General features: G+C 66.3%; 14 protein-coding genes. 4 read left to right on the top strand and 10 right to left on the bottom strand.

What is annotated here, in order from left to right; translation table 11 throughout:
- Window positions 1-63: 63 nt before the first annotated feature.
- A complete protein-coding gene (locus I6L32_RS12250; protein ID WP_216943941.1) occupies window positions 64-1,107 on the bottom strand; it encodes a GMP reductase in 1,044 nt (347 codons plus the stop codon).
- Between the two features lie 398 nt (window positions 1,108-1,505).
- Between I6L32_RS12250 and I6L32_RS12255 the strand changes: the two genes are divergently transcribed.
- On the top strand, window positions 1,506-1,985 hold the full coding sequence (locus I6L32_RS12255; protein ID WP_167335721.1) for an ATP-dependent zinc protease: 480 nt from the start codon (window positions 1,506-1,508) through the stop codon (window positions 1,983-1,985).
- 68 nt (window positions 1,986-2,053) lie between these two features.
- Here I6L32_RS12255 and I6L32_RS12260 read toward each other — a convergent pair whose 3' ends face one another.
- The 7 genes from I6L32_RS12260 to I6L32_RS12290 all read right to left on the bottom strand — a co-directional run bounded on the left by I6L32_RS12260 (window position 2,054) and on the right by I6L32_RS12290 (window position 8,584).
- Window positions 2,054-3,496 (bottom strand): ATP-binding protein, encoded by a 1,443-nt coding sequence (locus tag I6L32_RS12260; protein WP_216943942.1) that lies wholly within the window; start codon window positions 3,494-3,496, stop codon window positions 2,054-2,056.
- Window positions 3,493-4,185: a response regulator gene (locus I6L32_RS12265; RefSeq protein ID WP_216943943.1), complete on the bottom strand. Its 693-nt coding sequence runs from the start codon at window positions 4,183-4,185 to the stop codon at window positions 3,493-3,495. The genes I6L32_RS12260 and I6L32_RS12265 overlap by 4 nt, the downstream gene beginning before the upstream one ends.
- 81 nt (window positions 4,186-4,266) lie before the next feature.
- Window positions 4,267-4,899, bottom strand: a complete 633-nt coding sequence (locus tag I6L32_RS12270) for a tetratricopeptide repeat protein (protein ID WP_216943944.1) — start codon at window positions 4,897-4,899, stop codon at window positions 4,267-4,269.
- A 1-nt stretch (window position 4,900) separates the two neighbouring features.
- Window positions 4,901-5,749 carry an SDR family oxidoreductase gene (locus I6L32_RS12275; protein WP_216943945.1) on the bottom strand — a complete coding sequence of 283 codons (849 nt, stop codon included), beginning with the start codon at window positions 5,747-5,749 and terminating at the stop codon, window positions 4,901-4,903.
- Window positions 5,746-6,402, bottom strand: coding sequence for a TenA family transcriptional regulator (locus I6L32_RS12280; RefSeq protein WP_209793405.1), 657 nt, complete (start codon window positions 6,400-6,402; stop codon window positions 5,746-5,748). The genes I6L32_RS12275 and I6L32_RS12280 overlap by 4 nt, the downstream gene beginning before the upstream one ends.
- A complete protein-coding gene (locus I6L32_RS12285) occupies window positions 6,399-7,922 on the bottom strand; it encodes an AMP-binding protein (protein ID WP_216943946.1) in 1,524 nt (507 codons plus the stop codon). The genes I6L32_RS12280 and I6L32_RS12285 overlap by 4 nt, the downstream gene beginning before the upstream one ends.
- Entirely contained in the window at window positions 7,919-8,584 is a 666-nt protein-coding gene (locus I6L32_RS12290) for a thermostable hemolysin (RefSeq protein ID WP_042078939.1), read from the bottom strand. Before I6L32_RS12290 ends, I6L32_RS12285 begins: the two co-directional genes overlap by 4 nt.
- A 187-nt stretch (window positions 8,585-8,771) precedes the next feature.
- Between I6L32_RS12290 and I6L32_RS12295 the strand changes: the two genes are divergently transcribed.
- Together I6L32_RS12295 and I6L32_RS12300 are read left to right on the top strand one after the other, a co-directional pair.
- Window positions 8,772-9,407, top strand: coding sequence for a class I SAM-dependent methyltransferase (locus I6L32_RS12295; protein ID WP_216943947.1), 636 nt, complete (start codon window positions 8,772-8,774; stop codon window positions 9,405-9,407).
- A 74-nt stretch (window positions 9,408-9,481) separates the two neighbouring features.
- Window positions 9,482-10,702, top strand: a complete 1,221-nt coding sequence (locus tag I6L32_RS12300) for a winged helix-turn-helix domain-containing protein (RefSeq protein ID WP_216943948.1) — start codon at window positions 9,482-9,484, stop codon at window positions 10,700-10,702.
- A gap of 10 nt (window positions 10,703-10,712) precedes the next feature.
- Here the strand turns inward: I6L32_RS12300 and I6L32_RS12305 are convergent, their stop codons facing one another.
- Entirely contained in the window at window positions 10,713-11,354 is a 642-nt protein-coding gene (locus tag I6L32_RS12305) for a TetR/AcrR family transcriptional regulator (protein ID WP_201925196.1), read from the bottom strand.
- 93 nt (window positions 11,355-11,447) lie between these two features.
- On the opposite strand from I6L32_RS12305, the gene I6L32_RS12310 reads away from it, so the two are divergent.
- Window positions 11,448-12,146, top strand: a complete 699-nt coding sequence (locus I6L32_RS12310) for a hydrolase (protein ID WP_216943949.1) — start codon at window positions 11,448-11,450, stop codon at window positions 12,144-12,146.
- A 109-nt stretch (window positions 12,147-12,255) separates the two neighbouring features.
- Here the strand turns inward: I6L32_RS12310 and frdD are convergent, their stop codons facing one another.
- Window positions 12,256-12,612 carry a fumarate reductase subunit FrdD gene (gene frdD / locus I6L32_RS12315; RefSeq protein WP_010673803.1) on the bottom strand — a complete coding sequence of 119 codons (357 nt, stop codon included), beginning with the start codon at window positions 12,610-12,612 and terminating at the stop codon, window positions 12,256-12,258.
- Between the last annotated feature and the right edge of the window lie 8 nt (window positions 12,613-12,620).

Here is a 12,620-nt window from a genome sequence, read left to right on the forward strand (position 1 = left end):
GTGCGCAGGGTAGCACACCGGTTGGCTGGCTTCTAACGGTCGGCTCGGGGCCGAAGGAGGAACTTACTCCTTGCCGTAGACGTTGTTCTCCTGCTCGCGCACCCGGATGAAGGTGGTGCGTTTGGTGAGCTCTTTCAGCTGGCTGGCACCCACATAGGTGCAGGTGGATCGCACCCCACCCAGGATGTCGCGCACCGTGTTTTCCACCGGGCCGCGATAGGGCAGCAGCACCGTCTTGCCCTCGGAGGCGCGGTAGTCGGCGACGCCGCCGGCGTGCTTGTCCATGGCGCTGGACGAACTCATGCCGTAGAACTTCATGAACGGCGAGCCATCCACCTCGACGAGCTCGCCGCCGCACTCCTCGTGGGCCGCCAGCATGCCCCCCAGCATCACGAAGTCGGCGCCGCCGCCGAACGCCTTGGCTACATCCCCCGGGCAGGTGCAGCCGCCGTCACCGACGATCTGGCCGCCGAGGCCGTGGGCCGCATCGGCACACTCGATGATGGCGGAGAGCTGCGGATAGCCGACCCCGGTCTTGACCCGGGTGGTGCAGACCGAGCCCGGCCCTATGCCGACCTTGACGATGTCGGCGCCGGAGAGGATCAGCTCCTCCACCATCTCGCCGGTGACCACGTTGCCCGCCAGGATGACGTGGTTCGGGCAGGCCTCGCGGATCTTGCGCAGGAACTCGACGAAGTGCTGGGAGTAACCGTTCGCCACGTCCACGCAGATGAAGCGCAGGGCCTCTGACATCGCCAGGATCTGGCGGGTCTTGGTGAAGTCCTCCTCCGAGGTGCCGGTGGAGACCATGATGTGGCCGAGCAGGGCCGGATCCGTCTCGTTCACGAAGGCTTGCCACTGGGGGAGGCTGTAGTGCTTGTGCACCGCCGTCATCATCTCGAAGCCGGCCAGGGTGCGGGCCATGGCGAAGCTGCCCACGGTATCCATGTTGGCGGCGATGACGGGCACCCCCTGCCATTGGGTCTGGGTATGCTTGAAGGTGAACTGACGGGTCAGGCTGACTTGGGAACGGCTCTTGAGAGTGGAGCGCTTGGGGCGGAACAGGACATCCTTGAAACCGAGCTTCAAGTCTTCTTCGATACGCATTGCGAATTCCTTTTTGAGCCTCGAGTGATACGGCACTTTGCAGTGGCAACTTTTCGGCAGGCACAAAAAAACCGCAGGTTTTCAAGGCCTCCGGTTTACAACAGTCTAGGCAAAAATCCCGTCAGAACAAGACTGATAATTCACGAAGCCTTGTGGTAGCCTTTGGCGTCACAACCTCAGGATGGCAGCCAGTGTCATCCAGCACCTTCCTCCCCCCATTTCTTTCTGTTCCTCCCCTCTCTGTGGGGGCATGCACTGTGTCCGGCACGGCCTGTCGCCTGCCATCGGGGTGGCTGGGGGCGGTTCGCCCCGGGCCCGGAATCCGGTTGACCCGCCGGATGGCTGTGGTACATCTGGGCGCAACATCGGCAAGGCGAGAGAGCGAGATGAGCAAGAGAATGGCGAGCGCGGTCATGATGTGGGCCCTGTGTGGCAGTGCGGTGGCGGCGCCGGTCAGCTACGGCTGGATCGAGAAGGGGGTGATCATGCCCTACGGGGTGGCGGTCAAGATGAAGCTGGATACCGGGGCGCTCACCTCCTCCCTCGATGCGCGGGAGCTTCACCACTTCAAGCGCGACGGCAAGCCCTGGGTGCGCTTCACCCTGGCGCTGACCGATGCCAACACCGACAAGGCGGTGCGCCAGACCCTGGAGCGGCCGGTGGAGCGCAGCGTGACGGTGCGCGGTGCCGGCGGCATGGAGCAGAGGCCCACGGTGACCATGAGCATCTGCGTCGGCGACAAGGTCTACAAGGAGTGGTTCACCCTGCGGGATCGCAGCGAGATGATCTACCCCGTGCTGCTGGGACGCCGGCTGCTGGCGGAGCTGGGGCCGGTGGATGCGAGCCGGACCTTCACGGTGCAGCCCAGCTGCCGCTGATGTTCCGTGGAGATGAACAACGGGGGCCTGGCCCCCGTTTTTCATGGCTGGAATGCGGGCGGTGCAGCTCAGGCAGGGCGCAGGGGGGAGGGCAGCAGCACGCTCACTTCGAGCCCCCCTTCAGGCCGGTTGTGGATGTCGAGATCCGCCCCGTGAAGCTGGGCGATGCGCTGGACTATGGCCATGCCGAGCCCCACGCCATCCCCCTGCTGGGGATTGACCCGGAAGAAGCGCTCGCACAGCCGTGACAGGGCGGCGGTGGGGATGCCGGGGCCGTTGTCCCGCACATCCACCCGGACCCGGTTGCCCTCCTGGCTGACCACTACGGCGATCTCGCCGCCCACCTGGGTGTAGCGCAGGGCGTTGTCGATGAGGTTGCCGAACATCAGCTCCAGCAACATCGCCAGTCCCATTACCTGCACCTGTTCGGCGCCCTCCAGGGACAGCTGTTGATCCTTTTTCAGGGCGATGGGAGCCAGGGTCGCCAGGGTGCTCTGCAACAGGGGGTGCAGAGGGAGGGCGGTGAGGGCCGGGCTCTGCTGGTTGTCGATGCGGGCCTGGGTCAGCAACTGGCGGATCAGCCGATCGCTGCGATCGAGGGCCAGGAGCATCTTGCGCAGGGCCTGCTCCCGGCTCTGATCATCCTCGGCCGTCATGGCGTTCTCGCTGTGGATGCGCAGTACCGCGAGGGGCGTGCGCAGCTCGTGGGCGGCCTCGTTGGTGAACTGTTTCTCCCGATCCAGGGTGTCTGCGAGGGCGTGCATCAGGCGGTTGATCTCCCCCACCAGCGGCGTCAACTCCTCGGCCTTGATGGCCAGGTTGAGCGGGCTCAGGTTGGCGGGGTGCCGCTCGCCGATGGCTTGCGCCAGCAAGTGCAGCGGGGCCAGGCCACGGGTGACCAGCCACCACAGCAGGCCGAGCAGGAAGGGCAGGGTGATGAAGAGGGGCAGCATGGTGAGGGTGGCCATCTTGCTGGCCAGCTCGCCCCGCTCGTCGTCCCGCTCCGCGACGATGAGCCAGGTCTGCTCATCCTCGTTGTAGAGGGTAAAGGTGCGCCACTCGTGGTGATCCTTGGTTTCGCTGTTGAAGCCCCGCTCCAGGGTGGTCAACGGTTGGGCCGGGGCATTGGGCGAGCGCAGCAGCACGGCGCCCTGCTCGCTCAGCAACTGGAAGTAGAGGTTGCGCTCGAACTCGTGGCCATAGGGGGTGAACTCGTTGTCCTGTCCGATCTGGCCGAAGCCGCTCGGCTCCTGGTGGGGGGCGTTCGGCACGGCCTGCTCCCACTCCTGATAGATGGCGCCGTTGCTCGGCAGATCGCCGCGCTGTTTCAGATAGCGGTCGAGCAGCTGGTTGGTGATGCGGGCGGACTGGGCCAGACGGGCATCAAACAGCTCCTCCATCTCGTGATTGGCCTCCAGATAGCCGATGAGGCCGCTGACGGCGAGGCTGACGCTGACCAGGGCCAGGATGCCGGAGAGCAGGAAGCGGCGGATGGAGCGGACGCGACTCATGGGGCCGGGGCTCCCTTGCCGCCCGTGACATCGAGCTGGGGCACTATGTAGCCGACGCCGCGGATGTTGCGGATGAGCTCGGGGAAGAACTTCTTGCGCAGGTGGTGGATGTGCACCTCCACCGCGTTGCTCTCGGCCCCCTCGTCCCAGCCGTAAAGGCTCTGCTGCAGCTGCTCTCGGCTCAGGACCCGGCCGCTCTGGGTGATGAGCTCCTGCAACAGCTTGTATTCGTGGGGGGTCAGCCTGACCGGCTCGCCTCGATAGGTGACCTGCTGTGACGCCGGATAGAGCAGCAGCTCGCCGTACTCCAGCTCGGCCTGGGCCTGCCCCTTGCTGCGGCGCACCAGGGCGCGCAGGCGGGCGTTGAGCTCCTGCAGGGCGAAGGGCTTGACCATGTAGTCGTCGGAGCCCGCATCGAGCCCCAGCACCCGGTCGTCCAGGGCATCCCGGGCGGTGAGGATGAGCACCGGCAGGGTCTGCCCTTCCCGGCGCAGCTTGCGCAGCAGGCTGATGCCGTCGATGTCCGGCAGGTTGAGGTCAAGGATGAGGGCGGCGAACTCCTCGCTCTTGAGCGCCGAGAGGGCCGGCATCCCCTGCTGGAGCCAGTCCACCGTGTAGCCGCTGCCGCGCAGGGCATCCACCATGCCGTCCCCCAGCATCACATCATCTTCCACCAACAGGATCCGCATTCTCTTCTCCCTCAAACGACACTGCCCACCAGTATGCAAGCTGGTGGGCAGAGTTTAAATAGCGCACTGATCTGCTTGCGTTTACAGCTTGGCGAGACGCTCGCGAATTTCCATTCTGCGGCCCTCGTCCGCCACCTCGCGGCCAGGGCGCGCCGGGGCGGCCAGGGCCTTGTCCAGGTAGATCCTCGCCTGCGCCTTGTCCCCCTGATCCAGCAGGAAGTCGCCATAGAAGAAGTTGGGGTCGATGCCGGTGGGGTTGATGGCCAGCGCCTGCTTGAGCAGCTTCTCCGCCTTCTCGTCGTCACCAAAGCCCACCGGCCAGCCCGGCACCTGGTAGTAGAGGGAGCCCAGGCTGGTGTAGGCCGAGCCGTCCAGCGCAGCGGGATCCTGCTTGATGGCGATCTCCAGCCTGGCCTTGGCCTCCTTCACCAGGCCCAGCGCCCCCAGGCCACCCTTGGCGCCGGCCCAGGTGCTCTTGACGATGGCGGACCAGATCAGCAGATCGGTGCGAAACGCCTCCTTGACGCTCGCCTCATCGGCCTTTGCACTCAGGGTCTCCAGGCAGCTCTCCTTGGCCTTGCCGGTCTGCTGGTACTGGCAATGGGCCCACTGCTGCTGGATGGTGGGCAGGGCATCGGCGGCCTGGGCCTGCATGCTTCCCAGGGTGAGCAGCAGGACGCCCAGGGCGATACGGGGGGATGTGGCGTGTTTCATCTCAATGTTCCTTCTCGTTCGTGGCACAGGGGGGCGGGCTCTGGTGCCCGGTGGCAAGGGGGAGCGAGCGGCGGGCGTGGCGCTCGATGATCGGGCGCTGCCTGGCCAGCGCCCTGTCCACCACGGCGGGCAGCAGGGCGTTGAGCCGCACGAACAGCTTCTCCGGCCAGCCGAGCCAGCTGCGGCGTGTCTCGTTGCACAGGGCGATGACGGCCTCCTCGGCCACGTCCTGGGGGCTGTCGGTGTGGGTGCCGAGCTCGGCATTCATGGCGTAGGCCGCTTCGGAATTGAGGTGGGTGCGGGTGGCGCGGGGGGCGAAGTGCAGCACCTTGATGCCGGTGCCCTCCAGCTCCCGCCCCAGCGCCTCGCTGAAGCCCCGCAGGGCGAACTTGCTGGCGCAGTAGACGCTGTAGCCGGCATAGCCGATGGCCCCCAGGCTGGAACCTATGTTCATGATGATCGCGGGCTTGCGCAGCCTCGGCAGCAGGGCGCGGGTGAGCTGGATGGGGGCCTCGACGTTGAGCAGCAGCTGGCGCTCGACCTGCTCGCTGCTCTGATCCTCCAGCCAGGCAAACTGGTTGCAGCCCGCGCCGTTGATCAGCACGTCCAGCCCCTCGTCCAGGGCCGGATGTTGCAGCAGCTGCGCCCGCTCATGGGGCGAGCCCAGATCGGCGGTCACCGTCTGGTGGCGCTCCGGATGCGGCAGCTCCTTGCGCAGGCGCTCCAGCGCACCGGCCCGGCGTCCGTGCAGCAGCAGGTGTGCGCCCTGGGCCGCCAGCTCCATGGCCAGGGCCTCGCCTATGCCGCCGCTGGCGCCGGTGAGCAGTATGCGTTTTCCTTCGAGCTTCATTGGCCGGATCCCGTGAGCTGATAGAGCATGTCGCCATAGAGGCGGTAGACCACGCGGGCCGCGTGAATGATGGCGGCCTGATCGGCCTGGTCTTCCACCCGGTTCATCAGGGATTCGAAGAACTTGAGGTGCTCCTGATCCAGGGCGCCGTGGGAGCTGAGGTAGCTCATCGCCTGGGGCGGCAGACCCAGACCGCTCCTGAGCTGATCGGCGACGGTCAGGGCGATGGCGACGCTGGTGCCTTCCAGCACCTGCACCATGCCGAAGAAGCCCATGGGATTGCCGCGCTGGATCTGGTCGTAGAGGAAGGCGACCATCAGCTCGATGGGGAGCCCGGGCCGGCCGTGGCGCACCGCCTCGGCATCGCCGCCGCAGGCGCGGATGTCATTGAGGATCCACTCCTGGTGGCCGTACTCCTCGTCGATGTACTCGCGGATGGCGCCGCGCACCCACTCGTACTCCTGCCCCAGCCTGCCGCCGGTGGCCATCAGGAGCGGCACCGTGTGGCGCACGTGGTAATAGGCCTGTGCCAGGAAGGCGAGGTAGGTCTCCCGGCTGATGTCGCCACGGCGGCAGGCCTCGATGATGGGAGCATTGAACAGGCGCTCGCGCTCGCCGGCGGTGGCTTGTTGCAGGGTCTGATAGAAACTCATGAGGATTCTCCTGTGAGGCCTTGTGTCAGGCATTGGTCGATCTGCCGGGAAAAGTGCTGATAAATCTCGTTGCGACGGGGGCGACCGTTGGCGGTCAGCAGGCCGGGGTGCTGATCCAGCGCCACCGGCAGCCAGTGATGGATGCGGGCGTAGTCGGGCAATTGCCGGTTGAGCCGGGCTATCTGTTCGGCCAGCTGGGATTGGCTGCCCGGCAGCGGCTGGATCAGGGCCACGTTGGCGGGCTGGCCGTCGCCGAAGATGACGATGCGGGCGATGGCCGGGCAGAGCTGGGCCTGGGCCTCCACCCATTCCGGCGAGAAGTTGCGGCCGAAGGCGGTGATCTGCACGTTCTTCTTGCGCCCCGTGATGTGGAGATAGCCCTCCTCGTCCAGATGGCCCAGATCGCCGGTGGCGATCTGCGGGTCAGCAGGCTTGCCTGTGGCAAGCGGGTTGGCCGCGGCGCCCTCTTCCCCCAGGTAGCCCAGCATGGCGCTGCCGCTCACCATGACCTCGCCGTCGGCGGCGATCGTCACCCGGCAGTGGGGCAGGGGCAGGCCGACGCTGCCCGGGCGATCCCCCAGGGGGCCATTGAGGGCGACCACGGAGCCGCACTCCGACAGCCCGTACCCCTCGTAGACCGGCAACCCCGCCGCACGGGCATGGCCGATGAGATCGGGGGCGACCTTGCCGCCACCGACGGCGACGAAGCGCAGCCCCCTGAGCCCTTCGGCCAGCACAGGATTGGCGCCGCACAGGGCTAACAGCAGGCGCAGCAACTCGGGCACCAGCACCAGGCTGTGGCTGGGCCATCGCAACAGGGCCTGAGCCAGGGTGGCGGGATCCAGCTTGCTGGAGCCCGAGAAGCCGAGTTCCCCCAGGGAGGGGATGCGGCTGCTGGCACCGGTGAGCAGCGGCACGTAGAGACCGGTCAGGTTCTCCAGCAGGGTGGTGAGCGGCAGCAGGGTCAGGTGTTGTTCCACCCTGGCCGGGGCGACGCGCTCGGCCAGAGACTCGCAGACCGCCGTCATCTGCGCCAGCGACAGGCAGACCCCCTTGGGCTGGCCCGTGGTGCCCGAGGTATAGGTGATCTTGGCGGTGCCCGCCGGCAGCTCGGGCAGGCTGGTTGGGATGCGGCGCCACAGGGGCACGGCCTGCTCATCCGGCCTGCCTGCCATCAGCACGAACGGCGCGGCAGCCTGCCATCCCTGGTGCTCGGGCCCCACCAGGGCATCGGCCCCGCTGCTTTCCAGCAGCCAGGCCTGCTGCGTCGGGCTGAAGAAGTGAGGCACGGGGATGACCACGATCCCGGCCCGGGTGCAGGCCAGATCGATCAGGGCCCAGGGCAGACCGTTGTCGAGCTGCAGGGCCAGGCGGCGAATGCCGGCGTGCTGCAAGCGGTCGGCCAGGCGCTGGATCTGCTGCCACAGGGTCCGGTAATCCAGCTCTCCCTGGCTGCCTTGCAGTGCGGGCTGTCGCGGCGTCAGGCTGGCGTGGCGGGCGATGGCGTCGAACAGGCTCATTGAGCGCACCTCTTGTCATGGCCGGCCTGGTCAAAAAGCATGGGCATGGGCCCCAGCAGGTTGAGCAGCAGGCTGCTCTGGGCGAGCACCTCGCGCCCCTGGTTGAGGTCGCCCGCCATGACCCTGGGCTGACAGCGGTAGTACTCCCCCCAGGCGCTGGCGTCTGCCCCGACCTGGTGGGCCTCTGCGAGTGCCAGCTCCACCGGATTGAGGCGCAGCCGGGCAAAGCTGTTGCGAAGCTTGGCGGTGCCGGTGAACACCACGTAGTCGAGGGCGTTGTCGCACAGCAGCCGGCACAGGGCGGCAAACATCAGGCGGGCATTGCCCGGCTCGCGGCAGGCGAGGTTGCCCACTTCGATGATGCGGCTGCGGGCCGGACGTACCCCGAGGCGGGTCTCGATGGCGGCCTCGACGGGCTGTTCCAGGTACTGCTCCAGATAGAGGGGATGCTCACGCTCGCCATGGCTGGCCTGGTTGAGGCCGCAGGCGCCGACCAGCACGCCGTCTGCCCGGTAGAGTCCGAGCAGGCAGGGCAGAAAATGGGGGATGCGGGCGTTGAATTCGAGGGTGTAGGCGGCCTGGATATAGGCTTGCAGCGCCATGACCTGCTGCTCTGATTCGGCCAGGATCAACCTGTAGGGGGCTTGGATCTCGCTGGTCATGGTTGGCTCCTTCTCTTGGAATGGGTTGAGAGTAAAAGGGCAAACTTAAGAAACCCTTAAGGCGCAAAAAAAGACGAAAAAATCTGGCGGGCGGTGAAAGGGGATCGACGGGGGCACAAGACAAAACAGTTGCCAGCGGCGGGCGCGGCAGGCAATCTGCCCCGCTGTCGCCACCCGAGGAGTCCCCATGCCAGCCCCTTGCCCTCTCTGTTCGTCCTGCCGAAGTTACCCCCTGCCGGTGGCAAGCAAGGCGTATCACCGCTGCCTGGCGTGCGAGCTGGTCTGGCTGGATGAAGCGGATCACCTGGACGAAGCAGCCGAGAAGGCGGTCTACGACGATCACGACAACCGGGTGGACGATCCCGGCTATCGCCGTTTCCTGATGCGGGCCTTCGGGGAAGTGCTGGCCCGGGTGTCGCCTCCTGCCAGCGGCCTCGACTTTGGCTGCGGCCCGGGCCCGGCGCTGGTCGCCATGGGGCGGGAAGCGGGCTTCGAGATGGCGGGTTACGACAAGTTCTACGCCGACGATCCCGAGCTGCTGTCGCGGGAGTATGACTTCATCACCAGCACCGAGGTGGTGGAGCACCTTGCCGACCCCCGCGCCGTGCTGGACGGCCTCTGGGCCCGGCTCAAGCCCGGCGGCGTGCTGGTCGTGCAGACCCAGCGGGTGCTGGGGGACGAGCGCTTCAGGACCTGGCGCTATCGCCAGGACCCCACCCACATCGTCTTCTTCGCCGAGGCCTCGTTCCGCGCCCTGGGAGCGCGCTGGCGGGCAGAGGTCGAGTTTCCCCATGCCGATGTGGCCGTCTTCACCAAACCCTGAACCGGGCGTTTTCATTTGGCCATGAGTTGGGCATGCTGGTGGCCTGATACCCAGGAACGGATGCCCCTATCTCCATGTCGATCCCCCACCTCTCATTGCAAGACGCTCGCCACCTGCAACTGGCGGCCCAGGGGCTGCTGACCCCGCTCCGCGCCAGAGCAACTCCCGCCGACCTGCTCGCCTGCATTCGCCGCATGGCGTTGCTGCAGATAGACACCATCTCCGTGGTGGCCCGCAGCCCCTACCTGGTGCTGTTCAGCCGCCTCGGCCACTACGATCCCGTCTGGCTGGAGCGGCTGCTGGCCGAGGGCGACCTCTTCGAATACTGGGCCCACGAGGCCTGCTTCGTGCCCCGGGAGGATTACCGGCTGCTGCGCCATCGCATGCTGGATCCCGCCGCCATGGGCTGGAAGTTCTCGGCCCAGTGGCTCAAGACCCACGGGGAGGAGATCGAGCAGATCGTCGAGCGCATTCGCCTGGAGGGCCCGGTGCGGGCTGCCGACTTCGAGCGCAAGGGGGGCAAGGGCAATGGCTGGTGGGACTGGAAGCCGGAGAAGCGGCACCTGGAGGTGCTGTTCACCGCGGGCCGCCTGATGGTGCGCGAGCGGCGCAACTTCCAGCGGGTCTACGATCTCGCCGAGCGGATCATCCCCGAGTGGGACGACGAGCGGGATCTGCCGAGCCTCGAGCTCGCCCAACGGGACATGGTGCGGGCCAGCTGCCGGGCGCTGGGACTGGTCAAGACCGGCTGGGTGGCGGACTACTATCGCCTGCGGCGGGGCAAGTACGACGCCCTGCTCCATCGGCTGGCGGACGAGGGGGAGCTGTTGCCGGTGCGGGTGGAGGGGTGGCAGCACGGTGCCTTCGTGCACGCGTCGCTCGCGGGCGAGCTGGCGCAGGCCCAGGCGGGCACCCTCAAGGCGACCCACACCACAGCGCTCTCGCCGTTCGATCCCCTGGTGTGGGATCGCAAGCGGGCCAGCGAGCTGTTTGGCTTTGACTACCGCATCGAGTGCTACACCCCGGCCCCCAAGCGCCAGTACGGCTACTTCGTGCTGCCCCTGCTGCATCGCGGCAGGCTGGTGGGTAGGATGGACGCCAAGGCCCACCGCAAGGAGGGGGTGTTTGAGGTCAAGAGCCTCTATCTGGAAGACGGGGTCAGGATCACCCAGAGCCTGGCCCAGGATCTGGGCAAGGCCATCCAGAAGCTGGCGCAGTGGCACCAGACCCCGCTGCTGCGTTATGGCAACGTTCCTGCTCCCTTGTTGGCTCAATGGCAGGAGGTGGCACGCTGAGGAAGGACGCCTACCCTCGCATCAAGCCGGGCAGCACCAGCGCAACGGCCGCGGTGATGCGCGCGCGGATGTCGCTGCCCGGCGCCAGCAAGCCGAGCGCCATCTGGCGCAGCGGCTCCGCCATGGTCATCGCCAGCAACAGATCGCTGGTCTGGGCAGCGTCCAGCTCGCGCAGCCAGCCCAGTTGCTGCTGGCGCTGCAGCCAGCTGGCCAGAGTCGCCCTGCCGCGGGCAATACCGTTCTCCTGATAGGCCACCAGCAGGGCATCCCGCCCCGCGAACTCATGTTGCAGCAGCCGGAACATGCCCACCGCCGGTGCGCTCAGCACCTGATCTGCAATCGCCTGCAAGCCCTGCTCCAGCATCTCTCCCAGTGCCTCGGGGTGGGTTGCATCCTGCTCGAAGGCCGGCTGGAAGGCATCGGTCCAGCTGCGCACCGCCTGCGCTACCAGCTCGTCGCGATTGGCGGCGAAGCGGTAGAGGGTCTTCTTGGCAACCCCCGCCTCTTTGGCCACCGCATCCACGGTCGCCGCGCTGTAGCCCCCCTTGAGCAACAAGGTCAGCGTCGCCTCGGCGAGGGCGGCGCGAAGGTCGGCTTCCGGGGTGACCGGACGGCCTCGTGAGCGTGTTTCTTCATCGTTCTGGTGCGACATATGGGCTCCTGGAAAGTATTGACAGACTAAGCATACAGGCATAGCGTAATTTGAGAAACGAACTTCGTTTCCTAAATTTATGGGAGTCATATCATGCATCCTTCTGCCCTGTTTGCCCCCTGGGGCGTCAATGACATCAATGAGTTGCTCAGTCCGCAACCCCTTCGCCTGGAAATGGGCCTGACCCGCAGCACCGACGGCCTGCTGACGGTCGCCATCCGCACCGATCTGCACGGCTGCAAGGGGCGCATGCTGGATTGGTGGTTCACCTTCTTCGAGACGACCCAGCACATCAGGTGGTGGCACCCCCACGATCATGTCGAGCACCGGGGCTGGGATCATCACTGGAAAAAAGGGGAGCGCTGCGTGGGAGCCAGCATAGAGGCGGTGGAGTGGCTTGCCGAGCTGCCGCCGGTGGCAGCTCGCCTCAAGTTCCACGGCGCCGAAGAGGTGTTCGCCCCGCAATCGCTACAGGAGGCGCGGGAGACGCAGGCTCTCTCTGCCGCCATCTGCGCCCGTATCGGCTTTGGCGATGAGGTGGCGCTGGATGAGCAGGGGGCGCCGCTGGATGGCGAGATGTTGCACCTGGCGCGCGATACCCCATACGGCTGTGTGCTGCGCAGCCGCTTCCTGCTGGGCAAGGCCTGCACCAATCCGCTTGACGAGGTGCCGGACGAGATAGGCTTCAACCTGATGCGCCACTGCTACAGCGAATTCAGCTATCTGGCGCAGTTTCTGCCGTCGCTCTACTACGCGGAAAACGGCCGTGAGCCGGCACCGAGGCTCTGGTGAAGGATGCCGAACGAGTGCGCAGGACAGCTGCCGGATGGAGATGAGCCGCGGAAGATGGTCATAAAAAAACCGGGCACTGGGCCCGGTTTGTCATGCAGTCAGGATGTGCTTACTGGAGCACCAGCACCATCAGCAGGCCGACGGTGATGGCGGACACCAGGAAGGCGAAGCCATAGAACACATAGTGGTGCAGCTTGGTGGTGTGGATCCCCAAGTCATGCAGGCCGTGGTAGATGCGGTGCATGCCGTGCCAGACGGGCAGGGCGATAATGACCAGCAGGATGCAGGCACCCCACCAGGAGCTGGCGAATGCCAGCACGCGCTCGTAGCTCATGGTCTCCACGTCCATGATGCCCATGGGCACCAGCAGACCGGTGATGAGGACAATGACCGGCAGCAGCATGGCAACCACCATGCCACCCGCACCAAACAGACCCCAGTAAATTGGCTCGTCAGAACGTCTCATATTTTTTC

The organism is Aeromonas sp. FDAARGOS 1402, from assembly GCF_019046925.1.
GTDB classification, from domain to species: Bacteria; Pseudomonadota; Gammaproteobacteria; order Enterobacterales; family Aeromonadaceae; genus Aeromonas; species Aeromonas caviae.